The following is a 17,079-nucleotide window of genomic DNA, read 5'->3' as shown; positions in this document are numbered from 1 at the left end:
CTTCACTCATGATCAACTGGGTCCCCTCACCCGACCCAGACGTTAAAACTCAAGCTAGCAGCCTCTTGCCTTCCTCTCCCGCCTTGAACAACTATCTCTGCACTTTTCGAACCGGTCGGCCAGTTCAACATCACGCTTTCCGTCGGGCGTCTTGCTTGTAGGTCTCCGAACGCCAGGTCGCGTTAAGGCACCGTTGCAGCATGGTGATCAGGTCATAGTTCTTGTCCTTGACCAGACTCGGTGGGCGTTGGGACATATCGGCCCTCGGTTTAACGCGCACGGGCTGCACCGATAGAGCCGCCGTCAGCGGTAGTTGCCGGAGGGAAGCCGAACAGCGTGAAACGTTCGCGGGGCCGACAACCTGTAGACGGGTCAGACTCCGCCGCCGATCGACTCAAACTCCAGGCCGTCGCCGCCTGGCCGGGAGTGACATTCTGGATTCGGGATAGGAGATCGTCCACAAGGGCCAGAGCCTGATCGCCCGGTGCGGGCAGTTCGAACAGCCGTTCGGATTTGCGGCGGCGTGCTTCGTGCTATTGCCGTAGGTAGGTCCGGCAGCGCCAGGGGGTAGGGGAACCTCATGCGTACCAGCTGGCATGGCGCGATCTCCTTCGGGCTGGTCACGATCCCGGTGAAGCTGTACTCCGCGACCGAGCCGAAAGATGTCGCGTTCCACCAGGTCCATCGCAAGGACGGCGGCCGTGTGAGGTTCAAACGGGTCTGCACCAAGTGCGGTCAGGAGGTGCCGTACTCCGACATTGCCTCGGGGTATGAGCTGCCGAGCGGTGAGATCGTCGTGTTGACCGACGAAGACCTGGCCAACCTTCCGTTGCCCACCAGCCGCCGTATCGATGTGTTGCTGTTCGCGTCGATGGAGCAGGTCGACCCGATCTTCTTCGACAAGCCCTACTATCTGGAGCCGGAGGCCCAGGGCACCAAACCGTACGTACTCCTACGCAACGCTCTGGAGAACTCCGGCAAGGTGGCCATCGCCAAGGTCGCTCTGCGGCAGCGCGAGTCGCTCGCCATCCTCCGCGTGCGCGAGGGTGTCGTCGTGCTCGAGACGATGTTGTGGCCGGATGAGGTACGCGAACCCGACTTCATGTTCCTTGAGGAGGACGTGGACGTCCGCCCTCAGGAGCTACAGATGGCCTCGTCGCTGATCGAAACGATGGCGGGTGACTTCAAGCCGGATCAGTACGAGGACGCTTATCGCAAGGCCCTCCAGCAGCTCATCGAGGCGAAGATCGAGGGCAAGCAGATCGTGCCACCGAAGCCGGAGGAACAGGTGCCGGCAGCCGCTGACCTGCTCAGCGCGTTGCGGGCCAGTGTCGAGGCCGCCAAAAAGGGCCGGCCCAGGGACGAGGCGAGACGGGACGGCGAGGCGGGGGAGAGGGAGGAGATCCGAGAGGTCGAGCAGGGCCAGGGCGCCAAAGCCAAGGCGAAGGGCGGCACACGCAAGTCCGCCTGAGCGCAGGTGCGGGGCTGGAGGCACAAGGGCCGCGTTCAGGCAGCAATATCATGAGCCGCTTATTCAGGAGTCAGGGCCGGCTCTGAAGCGCATGGGGCTGGAGAGCAGCGATCACCGATGAGGCGCCTGCCCGGCGTACAAGCACATGTTCATCATGGCGCTGGTAACGGCGGCCGGCAGGGGTCCTCGGTCACCGCGGCGAGGTTCTGGTTTGGTATGCCGTCGAGGAGGCGAGGTCGCTGTGGCGATCCGTGATTTTAAGGAGCACTGACGCCTTCCGGCCACCCGCCGCACGGCACGGACGCCGTGCGGCCTGGTGTCTGGCCGCGCTATCGGCCGTTCCGCGCCCGTCCCAGATGCGCGGAGAACCAGTCCCGGGTCAGGCGCGCGATGCGCTCCAGCGTGCTGGTCTCCCCGAACAGGTGCTGAACATTTGAGACGATCTCCAGCCGCGCGTCACTGTTGAGCAGTTCCATCGCCTGACGGTTGTACTCAATGATCACGGGGTCGCCGCACCTGACGATCAGCAGCGTGGGCTGGCGTACCTCGCGCAAGCAGTCAGCGGCCAGATCCGGGCGTCCGTCGCTGGAGACGACCGTCCGGATGCCCGAGTGCCGTGCGGCGGTGCACAGTGCCGCCGCGGTGCCGGTATCGGCGCCGAGGAACCCGAGGTCAAGGCCGTTGAGGCGCTCGTCCGCCGACACCCACTCCAGCACCGCCTCCATCCGCCCGGTGAGCAGGCCGATGTCGAACTTCAGTCGGCCCTCCCGTACGTCGCGTTGCGCCTCCGCCGACGTGAGCAGGTCGGTTGTGACACTGGCCAGGCCGGCGCTTCCTAGGCTGGTGGCGATGTAGCGGTTGTCCGGGTCGCGGTGGCCGCTGCCACTGCTTAGCGCGAACACCACCGTGCCCTGCGGCCGGTCGGGGACGACCAACTCCGCGTCGAGCACGGCGCCTGTCGCCGGAATCCATCGGTTCTCCGTCACGACGACCACATCGCCTCTTCTCGTCAGAGCGTGGACGGGTAAGTCTCCGGTGCCTCGTCCCGCTCTCACCGGCTCGACGACACGCTTCTCGTCGATGTCGATGTCGATGACGGCGTCGAACTGGATCGCCGGACGGGGCCCGGAAGTAGGGGCTGTACCGTTCGGTCTACGGCCGGTAGACGACGCCGATCGTCCGCTCCAGCCGAGTGGACTGCCTCGCCTCCACGACCGACGGGGCCGAACTGGATCACGAACTCTTTGCCGGTCTCGTCACGGAAGATCTCCACGTGGGTCGGCACCCCGAACTCGCGTACCAGGAACCCGTGATCGGCCAGCACGCGCCCCGCGTCCCGCCGATCACTGAGAATGAGTTCCGGCATGACCCGTCACCGCCGACCTCGGGCTGGTCGCAGGACGCCGCGCCGGGAGTCCCGCGACCTGCTGTCTCTTCGACCCTACGCCTCGCTCACCGGCCGGACCGGTTGGGTCATTTCAGCTGGTCGAGTATGCCGTGTAGGTGGGCCGCCGCGAGTTCGATGTCGCATGTACCCGCGCTGTGCGACACGGACCTCCGCGGCGACCTCACATCGGTGGCGTCGGCTCCTGGTTGAGCGTGTCGGTGATCAGCAGGCGATGGATCGGAAGATCTCGGGGACGGTCGGCGGGGGTTCCCACGAAAAGCTCGTGGGTGGCGGCCATCGTGATGTCGGAAGCGGCCCCCTGCACGAGCAGGACACGCACCGCCTCCTCGAGGGTGCCACTACGGGCGTGGCCAAGGTGAAAGGAGGTATTTGTGTCGGGGTCACAATCGGATAAGGGCGATGGCGTCTCGCCCGATCCAGATGGCGCTTCAGTGCCTGCGCCTGCTCTTCTAGATCACCTGGTGATCTGCAGCCGTTCGCAGTCTCCTTGTCGCTGATCGGGGGTATTTTTCTGCGTCGGGCAGCATCGAGGCTTGTGGCGTTATGGCTCTTCTACCTCATTTTCGTCCGGATTATTGGTTTAGCAAGCCTCTGATCTGATCTCGTCGCATGACCTTGATGTGGGCGTCGATCGGATAACGGTCGGATCGGCTGGCCTGATTCAAGGCGCGGTGCGTCCAGAGCGAGATTGCGACGGCACGGAGCACTGGGTGGCCCTCGTGGTGAAAGAAGATCCCGGAGGCCAAGGGGACGGGACCGAAGGTTCGTCGCCGGCCGGGAACGGCCTGGGGGACGCCGACGCGGCGATTAACGCGCAGCAGTTTGTTAGTCAGGGCAAATAGTCTGGGTGGGCTATTGCCCTGGTGTCTGGATCAGTATGCACGTCACGCGCAGTTTACCGGTGACGCCACTGTTCTCATTGGGTCCCCTGTGAATGGAGATTGCATGCTGGCGGCAAGGGTAAATATCCGTCGTTGTGTTGACGTGGGCTGCATGGGTGAGAAACTCGAAAAAGGGGATGTGTCTGCGGGGATTGTTTTCCGGCTGGGTGCTCGAAGACATGCGGCCACTGGCCGCTTTTCGTGAATCGAGGGAATCGGGGTTTCGCTATGAGAGGCGTGGTGTATGAAGGGCCGCGGACGGTGAGGGTCGAGGACGTGCCGGACGCGAGGGTCGAACGGCCGACGGACGCGCTGGTGAAGATAACCACCGCCAACATCTGCGGCTCTGACCTGCACATGTACGAAGGCCGTACGGACCTGGAGACCGGTCGGGTGCTCGGCCACGAGAACATGGGTGAGGTGGTTGAGGTCGGCGAGGCGGTGGACCGGGTCAAGGTCGGAGATCTCGTGTGCATGCCCTTCAACATCAGCTGTGGCTTCTGTGAGAACTGTGAGAACGGGCTCACCGCCTTCTGCCTCATCGCGAACCCGGATCCGAACATGGCGGGCGCCGCGTACGGCTTCGCGGACATGGGGCCTTACAACGGCGGGCAGGCCGAACTGCTCCGCGTTCCCTACGCCGACTTCAACTGCCTCGTCCTGCCGCCGGAGGCGGAGGAGCGGCAGACCGACTACGTCATGCTGTCCGACATCTTCCCGACGGGCTGGCACGCCACGCAGCTGGCCTGCGTGCGGGCGGGAGACACGGTCGCCATCTACGGCGCCGGGCCGGTCGGCCTGATGGCGGCGCTGTCCGCGACGCTCAAGAGCGCGAGCAAGGTCTTCGTCGTCGACCGGCATCCGGACCGCCTCCGGCTCGCGGAGGAGATCGGCGCCATCCCGATCGACGACTCGGAGGGCTCGCCCGTCGACCAGATCCTCGACCAGACCGACGGCGTCGGAGCCGATCGTGGCTGCGAGTGCGTCGGTTACCAGGCCCATGACCCGGAGGGGCACGAGCATCCGAACATGACCTTGAACAACCTGGTCAAGTCGGTACGTTTCACCGGCTCCATCGGCGTTGTCGGGATCTTCATTCCGCAGGACCCGCAGAGCCCCGACCCGCTGTACAAGGAGGGTGAGGTCGCCTTCGACTACGGCCTCTTCTGGTTCAAGGGGCAGAGCATCGGCAACGGCCAGTGCAACGTCAAGGCCTACAACCGCGAGCTGATGCGTCTCATCCGGACAGGCCAGGCCAAGCCGTCGTGGATCGTGTCGCACGAGCTGCCGCTGAATCAGGCGCCGGAGGGTTATGAGCACTTCGACCACCGCGACACCGGCTGGACGAAGGTGGTCCTCCACCCGAACTTCGGCTGACCCGCAGCGCCGCGCTGAATGACCAGACCCCGCGGGGCCGAACCGGCTCCGCGGGGTCGCCTGTCGGAAGGCGACCGGTCCGGCTTGATCTCGCCCTCCGGCATCACGCCCTCCAGCAGCAGGCCGACGTTGGGGGTCATGATCAGCCGCAGCAGTTTCAGTCTTGATAGCGCTCATGGCCGGGCCTGCTCAGGGCGCGGCGTCGAGCGGAACGACGTCGATCAGCTTCTTGTTGACGAACTCCTGGATGCCGAGCCAGGACAGCTCTCGTCCGTAGCCGGACCGCTTGATGCCGCCGAACGGCAGCTCGGGCGCGGTCCAGGTGGGATGGTTGATGAAGACCATGCCGCTTTCGATGCGGTGAGCGATCTCCTTGCCGTGCTCGATGTCGGAGGTGAAGACCGCGCCACCGAGCCCGAAGCCGGTGTCGTTGGCGATGGCGATCGCCTCATTCTCGTCCCGGACGCCGAAGAACATCGCCACCGGGCCGAAAAGCTCCTGGCCGTAGACCGGGTTGTCACGGCTCACGTCGGTGAGGATCGTCGGCTGGACGAACGCTCCCGTCTCCGGCACCGGAGGGCCGACCTCGGTCGCCCGGGCACCGTGCTCGACCGCCTCGGTCACCTGCGCCTTCAGCTTGTCGGCGGCCGACTGGGACGACATCGGCGGTAGGGTGGTCCGCTCGTCCATCGGGTCCCCGGCGACCAGCCCGCTCAGGGCCGCGGTGAACTCATCGAGGAACTTGTCGGCGATCTGTTCGTGGATGAGGAGCCGCTTGGTGGCCACGCAGCACTGCCCGCAGTTGTTGAGGCGGCCCCATACGGCCCAGTGGACCGTCGGGCCCAGATCGGCGTCGGGCAGGGCGATCAGCGGATCGCTGCCGCCCAGTTCGAGGGTGGTCTTCTTGATCGCCTTGCCGGCGCGCGTCGCGACGACACTGCCCGCATGGTCGCTGCCGGTAAGGGCCACCCCCATCACGCGCGGATCGTCGATCACCTTCCCGACCTGCTCCTTGGTGACGAAAAGGTTGGTGTAGACGCCGTCCGGCGCACCGGCCTCGCGGTAGAGATCTTCGAAGGCCAGCGCGCACCGGGGGACGCTCGACGCGTGCTTGACCATGACGACGTTGCCCGCCATCACGTTGGGAACCGCGAACCGCGCCAGCTGGTAGTACGGGAAGTTCCACGGCTGCACCCCGAACAGGACACCCAGCGGGCTGCTGACGACGACCGCCTCGCCCTCACGCGTGTCGATTGGGACAGGCCTGAGGAAGCCCTCGGCGTTGTCGGCGTAGTAGTCGAATATGTCCGCGCTCAGGAGCACCTCTTCGACGCTCTCACCGATCAGCTTTCCCATCTCCAGAGTCATCAGGCGGGCGAACTCGTCCCGCCGCTCACGCAGGATCCGGGCCGCGCGTCTGGTGACGGCCGCTCGCTCGTCGAAGCTTCGCCGATGCCACTCCTCGTACGCCGACCGGGCACGTGACAGGGCGTTCTCGAGTTCCGCGTCGGTGATCTCCGCGAACGTGGCGACGACCGCGCCACTGTAAGGATTGATCGATTGATAAGGCATGATTCCCCCCGAATATGCCTATCTGAGGCTGATCCCCGCCTTGTCGACGGCCGAAACGGCGTCAGGAGAGCCCGAGGAGCATACGGATCTCCTCCTGGACGGTGTCCAGATCGCCGCTCGCGTCGACGACGAAGACCGGTGCCTTGCGCCGGAGCCGGTCCAGCAGGGCGGCGATGCTCTCCCGGTGGTCCTCGATCCGGGCAGTGAGCGCCTCGGGGGTGTCGTCCTCCCGCCTCTCGAGGCGGCCGCCGCAGGAGTCGCAGACGCCCTCACGCCGGGGCCGGCCCCCGATGAGGTTGTAGTCGAGGCCGCAGTCGCCGCACATCCGTCGCGACAGCGCACGGTCGCGAGCCTGCGCGTCGGGCACGTCGAGGCAGATGACGGCGTCGAGGTCGTACCGCTCGAGGAAGAACTCCGCCTGCCGCCGGTTCCGCGGGGACCCGTCGAGGACGAACCCGTGGTTCCAATCGTGCTGCTCCAGACGCTCACGCATGATCCCTTCCACGAGCGAGTCATCGACGAGCCGACCGGCCGCCATGGCCTCCCGCACGCGTGCGCCGATCTTGGTGTGGTGGCTGACATGCCAGCGAAGGATGTCCCCAGCGCTGATCCGCACGAGATCGAAGTCGCGGGTCAGCAGGGCAGCGTGAGTGCTCTTGCCGCTCCCCGGCACTCCTACCAGCAGATACTTACGCACCATAAGACCATCACACACTCCATGTGTCGCGTGCTAGGAGGGCGCCAGGCGAGTGGCGGCGAGAATCCGTTCGTTTGCACGGCGTGAGGCTGCGGAGGGGGCGTTATGGCGGCTTTCGGCGTTCCCGGGCGCGAGGAGGGTCCAGGCTTGAAACGTAGATCTCGGCGGGTCGCCGAGCGAGAAGGTCGTGAGCTGGCACGCCGGGAGGCGCTGTACCGGGGGGTGGCCCATGGCGTAGCCCGCCGACCGTACCGTCGTTGTGGTCGACGACGGCCCTCCGTGCGCGGCCGGATGGCGGTTCGGTGAACGGGGCCGGGACCTGCCCTCATCGGTGGTGGTCATCTGTAGGGCACCATGTCGGTGCGGGGGCGTGCCGTCGGAGCTCGACCTGGTGGGGGGACGTCATCCACATCGACGAGACGCGAGCGTCGAACCGCTCGAGTGCATCGGCCGATGGGAACGCGGCGAGGCCACTGAGACCAACCTCTCCATGGTTTGAAGACCAGCCGCCGGTCAGGACACGTCAGGCGGTGAACGAGCGGGCGACCGCCGCGAGCTCGTCCAGCGTCCGGCATGTCTCCTCGGCCGGCAGCGTGGGCAGATCGAAGAGCACCCGGTCGACGCCGGCGTCGGCGAGCCGGGCGACGACCTCACGCTCGCCCGGCACGGCGTAGACGGATACGGGGACCCGGCCCCGGCCGGTCTCCACGGCGCGTCGCTCCAGCTCGGCGGTCCTGCGGGCGATCTCCTCGGGCCCCAGCCCGTACGTCGGCATCCAGCCGTCGCCGTACTCCAGCGTGCGGTCGAGCGCCTTCGGCCCGTTGCCGCCCACGACGATCGGCGGATGCGGGCGCTGTACGGGTTTGGGCCAGCAGAAGATCGGGTCGAAGTTCACGAACGTCCCGTGGTACTCGGCCTGGTCCTTGGTCCAGATCTCTTTCATCGCCTGCACACGCTCGCGCAGCAGCGCCATCCGGGTCTTCGGGTCGGTGCCGTGGTTTCGCATCTCCTCCAGGTTCCAGCCGGCACCGATCCCGACGACGGCCCGGCCGCCGGAGACGTGGTCGAGGCTCGCGATCTCCTTGGCCGAGGTGATGGGATCCCGTTCGACCAGCAAGAGAATGCCGGTGCCGAGCAGGAGCCGCTCGGTCACCACGGCCGCCGCCGTGAGGGTCACGAACGGATCGAGTGTCCGGTAGTACTTTGGCGGGAGCTCGTCCTCCTCGGGCCATTGCGACTGTCGTTCGACGGTGATGTGGGTGTGCTCGGCGACGAACAGCGACGCGAAACCGCGTTCCTCCAGTGCCTCCCCGAGCCGCGACGGTGCGATGCCCTCATCGGTTACGAACGTCGCGACCCCGAATTCCATCTGGCCCCCCGGTTGTCCTCTAGAGCGACTCATTCCAGCCCGGACTCCCAGGCAAACGCGGCCGGACGCCGTGGAATGTAGTCCGGCCGGACCCTCGTTGTCCCTGGAGATGCCCGTACGAGCGTTGCGGGGGTGCACCGTGGACCTCAGACGGTCGAAGGTCAGGTTGAGTCGTGCCCTCGGGGTGGCGCTGACTCCGAAGGCGGCCCGGGTGATGGAACGCCGGCCGACCCGTCCCGGTCAGCACGGCCGCGGGCGGATCAAGGACACGGACTACAAGGCGCGGCTGCTGGAGAAGCAGCGGTTGCGCGCCCAGTACAACATCGGCGAACGACAACTGCGCCGCGCCGTCAAGCGTGCGGTACGGCGGCCCGGCCGAACGGGTGAGGAACTGCTGTGCGACCTGGAGACCCGGCTGGACGCCCTAGTACTCCGCGCCGGTTTCGCTCCGACCATCTACCAGGCACGCCAGGCCGTCAGCCACGGCCACATCCGCATCGACGGGCACAAGGTCGACAAGCCCGCCTACCGGCTGAACGCAGGTCAGGTGATCGAGGTCGCGGAGCGTAGCAAGGCCAAGACACCGTTCGTCATCGCCGCGACCGGTGAGTACGCCGCGGAGCATCCGGCGTACCTACGGGTCGACCAGGACGCTCTGCGGGCCCAGCTGCTGCGACCGCCGGCCCGCCCGGAGATCCCGGTCATCTGCGACGATCGGCTCGTCGTCGAGTACTACGCGCGCTGACAGCCGCCAGGCCACAGGGCCGGGGCGGGCGGTGAGGTCCCGGAGGCGTCCGGAGTCCGCGACCATGGCGCGTACCGTGTCCCGGGCGCACCACAAGTACGGCTCATCCCGGCCGTCGTGCCGATGGCCTGCCGCCTCCCGGCCCCGGCTCGTCGGGGGGCGGAACGGTACCCATCTATCGCCTCGCCGAGCCACGCGGCTCGCGCAGCGTCAGGGCCGCGTCGGGTGACGGACCGGTCCCGTGGAGGACCCGGTCCTCAGGGCACAGGACCACCTTCACCCGGCCGATGTCGTACGTCTCGGGAACCGCGGCACACGACTGCCTTCATGATGTCCCCCCGATGCGCGCGTGGTGACGCTTGTTCCCATCACGACACCCGGGCGGGCCGTCGTCGCAGGGCGACCTACCGCGGGATGCGGGGCGGCCGGGCGGTGGCTACGGTGGAGTCATGGCCGTATCGATCGGTCTCGCCGATGCGGGTCGCTCGGCGATCGAGGTTTCGCGTTGTCCCTGACCGATTGACCGAATACACGCTCGCGGGCGTGTGGTCGCGTTCATCGCACGCCGCCGAGACGCTCCTGAGCGGGGAGGAGCGACCGTGGACTACCGTGAGTTCATCCAGGTCATGCAGCGCGAGGGCGGCATCGGCGGCGACTTGGCCGAGCGCGCCGCGCGGGCGACCCTGGTGACGCTGGCCGAGCGTCTGTCGCCCGGGCAGGCGCGCGATCTCCTCGAACAACTCCCCGCGGAGATGAAGCCCTGGCTCCACACCCAACGCGCCGCCGAAGGCTTCGACATCGATGAGTTCCTGCGCCGCGTCGCCGAGCGCGAGGGGGTTGACGTCGAGACCGCCGAGCGGCACGCGCACGCCGTGTTCTTCGCGCTAGGGCAGGCGGTGAGCCGCGACGAGATCGCCGATGTGGCCGACGAGCTCCCCCAGGACTTCGCACCGCTGGTCGCCGAGGCGCAGTGCAGGTTCTTCGACGTTATGCCGCCCGAAGACTTCCTGGCCAAGGTCGCCGAACGCGCCGGCCTCGACGCCGACGAGGCGCACCGCGCTACCGAGGCCGTACTCGAGGCGCTCGCCGAACGCATCGCCGGTGGGGAGGTGGACGACCTGATCCCGCGGCTTCCCCTCGCGTTGCACGGTCCGCTCAGACGCGGCCGGGCCACGAGCGGCGGGGCGGCGCGACGGATGCCGCTCGATCGGTTCGTGGACCGCATCGCCGAGCTGGCGGGCGTGGACCCGCTCGAGGCGCGCGAGTACGCCCGGGCGGTCTTCGCCACGTTGCGCGAGGCGGTACGGGACGAAGAGTACTTCGACGTCACCGTCCAGCTGCCGCCGGACTACCACGTGCTGCTGCCGGAGCCATGATGTGCCCCCTTCCGGCGTACTGCACCGAGGAGGCTCACGGGCCGGCGACGATGCGCGGTCGTGCGGCCGAGTGGAGCGCCGCCCTCGATCTGCTGGCCGCGGCGCACGAGGGACGCTCCGGAGTCCTGCTCGTCGAGGGCGAGCCGGGCATGGGCAAGAGCCGTCTCCTCCGCGAGGTGACGCGTACGGCCCGTGCGCGCGGCTTCTCGTTGGTGACGGCCGGCATGCTCGAGCTCAGCCGGATACCGCTCGTGGAGTCGCTGCTTTCGGCCCTTGGCGAGGACGTGATCGCCGACGGCGGGGGACCGTCCGCCGAGCCGGACCGGCGTATGTGGCGGGTTGAGAGGATCCGCGCCGGTCTCGACGAACGAGCAGGGGCCGGTCCCGTGCTGGTTAGCCTCGACGACCTTCAGCTGGTGGCGCCGACGGCCCTCGTGACGCTGCGGGCCTGGATGTCACAGCTCACGGGCAGGCCCGTCGCCTGGCTGCTGGCCCGCAGCACTGTGAAAGCGGGGAAGGCCGCCGGCCGCCTCTTCGACCTCCTCGAATACGACGGCGCACGGCGGATCACGCTGCCGCCCCTCGACGACGACGCGCTGACCGGGATCGTCATCGACATGCTCGGTGCCGTGCCCGATCCGGGGCTGGCGGCGTTCGTCCGTCAGTCAGGAGGCAATCCGTACCTGCTCACCGGGCTCATGGCCGGGCTGCGCGGCGGGAACGAGATTCAGACCTGCAACGGCAGCGCACGCCTCGTCGCGGTTCGGCTGCCGCGGCGGTTCCAAGCGGCGGTACGGCACCTGCTTGACCAGCTGAGCCCGCAGACGCGCCATCTGCTGACCGTGGCCGCGATTATGGGCCGCTCGTTCTCGCCGGACGCCGCGGCCGCGGTGCTTGGCACGACCCCGGCCGCGATCGTTCCACGGCTCGACGAGGCGCTGTCGGCGGGCGTGCTCACCGTCGCGGGGGAGGAGCTGGCCTTCCGGCATGGCCTGCTGTGGCAGGCGGTCACCGACGCCGTTCCGGCTCCCATCCGGAAGGCGCTGCATCGGCAGATCGGCGACGTCCTGTTCGGCCGGGGCGGGCCCGCGACGGCGGCCGCGGCGCATCTGATGCAGGGGGTCCGCGCAGCCGATTCCCGTGGCCTCGCCGAGCTCGACCGACTGGTCGACGATGTCCTGCCGGTCTCACCGCGGACCGCGGCGGACATCGCGCTTCGGGTGGTGAGCCTCACCGATCCCGCCGAACCGGCCTGGACCGACCGCACGCTCACCGCCGTCCGCACGCTCATCGAGGCGGGCCGGCTGGACGAAGCCGCCGGTCTCGCCGAATCGGCCCTCACCCGGCCGCTGACCGCTGCCACCCATGCAGGCCTGTGCTGCCTCCGGTCGGAGATCCTGCACATGCAGGGCAGGGCGGCCGAGGCCGCGGCGGACGCCGCGACCATACTGGCCGAACCGGGCCTGCCGGACCGGCTCCGCGACGTCGCCGAACTCGTGCTACTCAACGCCCAGGTCGCCGACCGTGACAGCACGCTCGCGCGCCAGCACGCGCAGGCGATCGTCGAGGCGCCCGGCGAGCACGGCGACGCCCTCGTCACCGGGGCGTTCATCACGCTCGCGCTGGCCGCGTGGGACGCGGACGACCTGGCCGAGGGCCTGCGGCTCGCCCGCGAGGCCGTCCGCCGGGCGGCGTCCACCGACGCTTGGTGCCTGCATCCCCGGATGATCCTGGCGATGCTCCTGACCGACGTCCGGCGGCTGGACGAGGCACGTTCGGTGATGGCGAGCGCGGGCGACGATACCAAGGTGCGCGGACGCCTCGTGTGGGCGGCGGCGCCCGCCGTGCTCCGCGCCCGCCTGCATCTGGCCGCGGGCCGTTTCGACGACGCGGTCGCCGTGGCCGAGGCGGGCCTGGCGGCCACCAGCGGGCCGGGCCCGCACGTGCTGATGTCATCCGCGCTGGGGGTGCTCGCCGTCGCCGCGCTGCGGTCCGGGGACCCGAACGCCGCACAGCGGTACGTCGACCGGGCACGGCCGGGGCTGTCGGAGTACGGTTCGCCGCATGCGGAGGCCCGCTTCGCCCTCGTGACAAGCCAGATCGCGATGGCGCGTGATGGTGCCGGTGCTGTGGCGACGGCGCTCGCGGAACTGTGCGAGCAGGTGCCCGGACACTCCTGGGCGTTGGTCAGCGACCCGACCGCGGCGGCCTGGCTGGTACGCACCGCGCTCGCCCTGGACGATCGCGCGCGAGCCGAGATCGTGGTCGGCGCCGCGGAACGGCTCGCCCGCCACAACCCGGGCTTTCCCGCCGTCGCGGCGGCCGCAGAACACGCTCGCGGCCTGCTCGACGGGGACGCGTGCGCGCTGGACCGCGCCTCCATGGACCACGCCGACCCGTGGGCACGCGCGTCCGCGGCGGAGGACCTCGGCGCTTTGGCCGCGAGCCGGGGCACCGGGTCACGGCAGGCGGCCATCGCCGGCCTGGACCAGGCCCTGGCCGGTTACGACGGCATCGGCGCGGCCCGAGACGCCGCCCGGGTGCGCCGCCGGCTTCGCCGGTTGGGCGTGCGGCGCCGCCACTGGACACAGGGCGACCGTCCCGTCTCGGGCTGGGGCAGCCTCACCGACGCCGAGCGCCGGATCTCCGAGTTGGTCGCCCAGGGACTGACCAACCGGCAGGTAGCCGACCAACTGTTCATCAGCGTGCACACGACCGCCTTCCATCTCCGTCACATCTTCCGCAAGCTCCAGATCGGCTCACGCCTCGAGCTGGCCCGACGGGTCATGGAGGAGAACCGGTAACGGACGCCCCCCGATGGCGACCGGCCGGACCAAGGAGGAAGGACCCGTGTCGGCAGGAGTACGGCCGGGTATCCGCAAAGGGACGCCCCGTCGGCGACCGTACGCCCTTAGCCGGTCGCGGTGACCGTTGATCTACGGGGACAGTGACGCCGGTATGGGCGCCACTCAGGAGAAAATTGGGGGTATGCCATGACATTGCCGATGAGGCGTGCCAGAGCTGGCCGACTACACGGGATGGAGCCGGCCGCGATGCTGCGACGGGATCCTTTCGCGGACGTGCAGGAGCTGGTCAACCGCATGACAGGGCTCATTCAGCCCGCGGTCGAGACCGAGGCCGAACGGCCCTGGGTGCCGGTAGCGGAGATCGACGAGAACGACGAGGGCTACGTCGTCCGGCTGGAACTGCCCGGCATCGCGCCTGCGGACATCGACATCGGTATTCGTGACCGTGAGCTGTGTGTGAACGGCGAGGTCAGAGAGGAAGAAGAAGGCTCGAACGCGCTGCGCCTACGGACCGGGCGGTTCCACTATCACGCTTCGCTGCCCTCCGATGTCGACTCGGACAACGTGGAGGCGTCCATGGACGAGGGAGTCCTGACGCTGCGCATTCCCAAGGCCAAGCGAGGCCAGGGGCACCGCATCGAGATCACGGATGGCCGCTCCGGACGCAAACGGTCCGAAGGCGAACGGTCCGAAGGTAAACGCTCCGAAGGCGAGCGCTGACGACATCACACCCCGCTGCGCAGCTGCCCGGGGCGGCCCCGGACGGTCCCCGGCACGCCCGGGGTGACCCGAGCAGCTGGCCGCGGATCGAGGGGGAGCCATGGCAGTGAAGCTGAGTGAGCGGTCCTTCGAGTACGCGAAGAAACTGATCGACGAGGGGAGAGCCGTCGTCGATGAGATGGGCGAATGGAGCGAACACCAGCCGCCCACACAGCAGGAGAACGAGTTCATCGAGAAGTTCGGATTCGACGCCTACGGCAGGTGGTACCTCGGCATCGACGACGACTACTCCAAGGACGAGAAGTCAAGGTACAAGTTCCCCTACGGGGACTTCGACAGGGTTCACCGGTGCGGCGTGATCGCCGCGGAGGTGCGGGCGGCGCAGCGGAAGTACGACGACATCGAGGTCGCAGCAGCCCACCTGCACGGCATGCTCGACAAGCTGAAGTAACACCCCCAAGGTCTATCGCTGCCCGTTCCGGGCGACGCTGCCGACTGGAGCCGGCGGCGGTGCGCAGGGGCTGGTGACCCGGACCGTACGCGTGATCATCGACTGGGCCGTCGACGAGCGCGGCATCCATCGCGTGGAGTGGGGTCGGTGCTCGCACCGGAGTGGCGGGCGGCGGCCTCAGTCGCGCAGCGGGATCTTGAGCAGCAGCGACGTGCCCTCGCCCAGGGGGCTCTCGAGCTGGAAGGTGCCGCCGAGAGCCTCGGTCCGGTCTCTCAGGCCGATGAGCCCTGATCCGCCGCTGAGCTTGGCGCCGCCGATTCCGTTGTCGTGGACCGAGACACGCACCGCTCCCCTGTCTATGGACAGGTCGACGCGAACCCTGTTCGCGTGCGCGTGTCTGAGCGCGTTGGTCAGTGCTTCGGACACGATGTAGTAGACCGCCACCTCGACGGGCTCGGGCAGGCGCCCGTCGATGCCCACGTTGAGCTCGACCGGCATCGCGAATCGGCGCACCAGTGACTTGAGGGCGGGTCGCAGCCCACCACGCGAGAGTGATGCCGGATGGAGCCCGCGCGAGATCTCGCGCAGGTCTTCCAGCACGTCCGTCAGACCCTGAGCGGTCCGGGTCAGTTGATTCCGGAGCACGTTCTGCCCGGGTTCGAGGCATTCCTCCGCCGCGCGTAGCTGAAGCCCGAGGGAGATAAGCCGCTGCTGCACCCCGTCGTGAAGATTGCGTTCGATGCGGCGGCGGGTCGCGTCCGAGGCCGCGATGACGCGGGCACGGGAGGCGTGCAGCTCGGCACCGATCTCGGCGCTGTCGATGGCGGCGCTGGCGAACACACCGAGCTGGAGGATGCGCGCCTCCGTGTCCTCGGGCTGCGCTTCGGTGCTGAGAGAGGCGATCATCCCCCAAACTCGTCCCTTCACCATGACGGGGCAGGCGACGACGGACCTGATACCGCGCTCGCGCGCCCATTCGCCCATCTCGGTCTCGGCGTGGGTGTAGTCGGCGATCCGCGCCGGCTTGCCGGTCCGTGCCACGATCTCGGTCGCGGAGCCGTTCTGGATCGGCCAGTGTCCGGCCAGCGGAGGCATGACGTCGGGGCTGCCCGGTCGGCTCCAGTGGCCGACCGATGTGGTGGTGTTATCCGGCTCGTAGCGGTTGATGACCACGTAGTCGGTCCCGAGAAGCTCGCCGATCTCGCGGGACACCGCGCGGAAGATCTTCTCCGGCGGTGCTGCCTGGGCGGACAGCATCGCCATCCGGCGGAGCGCCACCTGCTCGTCCGCGAGACTCCTGACCTGGATCTGGCAGAGCTCCAGAGCCGCCAGTAGAGATTCGAAGGCGCCTTCGCATCCGACCTCGCCCAGCGGGCCCTCGGGCTCGTCGGATTCAGGTTCCCGCTCCGCGGTCGTCAGGCACCGGCGGAGGGGCTCGACGATGGCGCGGACGGCCTGGGCGAAACTGTGGTCCGCGGTCCGTGTGCGGGGGCGCCGGACTTTCATCGGGGCGTCGCCAGTGGATACCTGTCATCGATCCGCATAATGGCAGCGTACGACGGGTGGGTGAAACCGATGCGCCTAGCAGGTGGCAGCGGCGCGGGGCTGAATTCGCACCGATCACACGATTCTCACTTGCGCGAGTGATACCCCGTCCGATCGTGGGATGCCGCGAACCCGTCCCGAGTCAAGGCTGGGGGCAGGAGGTGGTACTCATGCCCCCGACCGGAATCCCGCAGTTTCAGCGCCTGTTCCGTGCGGCCGCGAGCCTGGACATCGACAAGGACGACCTCAAGCGCTACGACGACTTCGTCGACGGCAAGATCTACGACCTGATCCTCATCGGCCAGGCACACGCGAAGGCCAACGCCCGCGACATCATCCAGCCGCACGATCTACCCGTGACCAAGGGCTTGCAGGAAAGCATCCACGAGTTCCGCAAGCTCGAGGAGGAGATCGAGCTTGAGTCGCTCCTGGAGCGGCTCGCCAAGCACCCGCCGTTCGAGCTGACGGTCGCGGACGAGACCGAGGCCGGCCTGCCACAGATCGCCGGAGGGCTGACCGTCGCGCTCGCCCGCGCGTTCAAACTGATCGATCCGAAGCTGAAGAACCCGCACACCGAGCACTGGGAACGCGTCGCCCGCGTGTTCGACCTCTTGCTGTAGGCCGGCACGAGACCACCCGACGGACGGCTGCACTACACGA

The 17,079-nt window shown here is 68.1% G+C and carries 14 protein-coding genes; 8 read left to right on the top strand and 6 right to left on the bottom strand.

The window, feature by feature from the left end; all coding sequences use genetic code 11:
- Positions 1 to 580: 580 nt before the first annotated feature.
- Positions 581 to 1,471 carry a non-homologous end joining protein Ku gene (ku, locus tag ABEA10_RS32975; protein ID WP_345470619.1) on the top strand — a complete coding sequence of 297 codons (891 nt, stop codon included), beginning with the start codon at positions 581 to 583 and terminating at the stop codon, positions 1,469 to 1,471.
- A 329-nt stretch (positions 1,472 to 1,800) separates the two neighbouring features.
- On the opposite strand, the gene ABEA10_RS32970 is transcribed toward ku, so the two are convergent.
- Both ABEA10_RS32970 and ABEA10_RS32965 read right to left on the bottom strand, forming a co-directional pair.
- On the bottom strand, positions 1,801 to 2,457 hold the full coding sequence (locus tag ABEA10_RS32970) for a dienelactone hydrolase family protein (RefSeq protein WP_329260631.1): 657 nt from the start codon (positions 2,455 to 2,457) through the stop codon (positions 1,801 to 1,803).
- A 582-nt stretch (positions 2,458 to 3,039) separates the two neighbouring features.
- Positions 3,040 to 3,198, bottom strand: a complete 159-nt coding sequence (locus ABEA10_RS32965) for a hypothetical protein (RefSeq protein WP_345470617.1) — start codon at positions 3,196 to 3,198, stop codon at positions 3,040 to 3,042.
- A gap of 823 nt (positions 3,199 to 4,021) precedes the next feature.
- Between ABEA10_RS32965 and ABEA10_RS32960 the strand changes: the two genes are divergently transcribed.
- A complete protein-coding gene (locus tag ABEA10_RS32960) occupies positions 4,022 to 5,137 on the top strand; it encodes a glutathione-independent formaldehyde dehydrogenase (protein WP_345470615.1) in 1,116 nt (371 codons plus the stop codon).
- Between the two features lie 189 nt (positions 5,138 to 5,326).
- Here the strand turns inward: ABEA10_RS32960 and ABEA10_RS32955 are convergent, their stop codons facing one another.
- The 3 genes from ABEA10_RS32955 to ABEA10_RS32945 form a co-directional block, all read right to left on the bottom strand.
- Complete coding sequence (locus ABEA10_RS32955) at positions 5,327 to 6,709, bottom strand: NAD-dependent succinate-semialdehyde dehydrogenase (RefSeq protein WP_345470612.1); 1,383 nt, start codon at positions 6,707 to 6,709, stop codon at positions 5,327 to 5,329.
- A 61-nt stretch (positions 6,710 to 6,770) separates the two neighbouring features.
- Positions 6,771 to 7,409 carry an adenylate kinase family protein gene (locus tag ABEA10_RS32950; protein ID WP_345470610.1) on the bottom strand — a complete coding sequence of 213 codons (639 nt, stop codon included), beginning with the start codon at positions 7,407 to 7,409 and terminating at the stop codon, positions 6,771 to 6,773.
- Between the two features lie 520 nt (positions 7,410 to 7,929).
- Entirely contained in the window at positions 7,930 to 8,775 is an 846-nt protein-coding gene (locus tag ABEA10_RS32945) for an LLM class F420-dependent oxidoreductase (RefSeq protein ID WP_345470608.1), read from the bottom strand.
- A 109-nt stretch (positions 8,776 to 8,884) separates the two neighbouring features.
- On the opposite strand from ABEA10_RS32945, the gene rpsD reads away from it, so the two are divergent.
- The 5 genes from rpsD to ABEA10_RS32920 all read left to right on the top strand — a co-directional run bounded on the left by rpsD (position 8,885) and on the right by ABEA10_RS32920 (position 14,874).
- Positions 8,885 to 9,520 (top strand): 30S ribosomal protein S4, encoded by a 636-nt coding sequence (gene rpsD, locus ABEA10_RS32940; RefSeq protein WP_345470621.1) that lies wholly within the window; start codon positions 8,885 to 8,887, stop codon positions 9,518 to 9,520.
- Positions 9,521 to 10,119: 599 nt separating this feature from the next.
- Entirely contained in the window at positions 10,120 to 10,896 is a 777-nt protein-coding gene (locus ABEA10_RS32935; protein ID WP_329260647.1) for a DUF2267 domain-containing protein, read from the top strand.
- Entirely contained in the window at positions 10,896 to 13,700 is a 2,805-nt protein-coding gene (locus ABEA10_RS32930) for a helix-turn-helix transcriptional regulator (protein ID WP_345470606.1), read from the top strand. The genes ABEA10_RS32935 and ABEA10_RS32930 overlap by 1 nt, the downstream gene beginning before the upstream one ends.
- Positions 13,701 to 13,949: 249 nt before the next feature.
- Entirely contained in the window at positions 13,950 to 14,423 is a 474-nt protein-coding gene (locus ABEA10_RS32925; protein ID WP_329260652.1) for an Hsp20/alpha crystallin family protein, read from the top strand.
- Positions 14,424 to 14,523: 100 nt separating this feature from the next.
- On the top strand, positions 14,524 to 14,874 hold the full coding sequence (locus ABEA10_RS32920) for a hypothetical protein (RefSeq protein WP_329260655.1): 351 nt from the start codon (positions 14,524 to 14,526) through the stop codon (positions 14,872 to 14,874).
- Positions 14,875 to 15,051: 177 nt separating this feature from the next.
- On the opposite strand, the gene ABEA10_RS32915 is transcribed toward ABEA10_RS32920, so the two are convergent.
- Positions 15,052 to 16,380, bottom strand: coding sequence for a GAF domain-containing sensor histidine kinase (locus tag ABEA10_RS32915; RefSeq protein WP_345470603.1), 1,329 nt, complete (start codon positions 16,378 to 16,380; stop codon positions 15,052 to 15,054).
- Between the two features lie 209 nt (positions 16,381 to 16,589).
- Between ABEA10_RS32915 and ABEA10_RS32910 the strand changes: the two genes are divergently transcribed.
- The gene (locus ABEA10_RS32910; RefSeq protein ID WP_345470601.1) at positions 16,590 to 17,039 is read left to right on the top strand and encodes a DUF1931 family protein; all 450 of its coding nucleotides are present in this window, start codon (positions 16,590 to 16,592) and stop codon (positions 17,037 to 17,039) included.
- Positions 17,040 to 17,079 lie beyond the last annotated feature (40 nt).

The sequence above is a fragment of the Actinoallomurus oryzae genome (genome assembly GCF_039541955.1).
GTDB lineage: Bacteria > Actinomycetota > Actinomycetes > Streptosporangiales > Streptosporangiaceae > Actinoallomurus > Actinoallomurus oryzae.
This window is presented reverse-complemented; position numbering and strand designations above follow the sequence as displayed.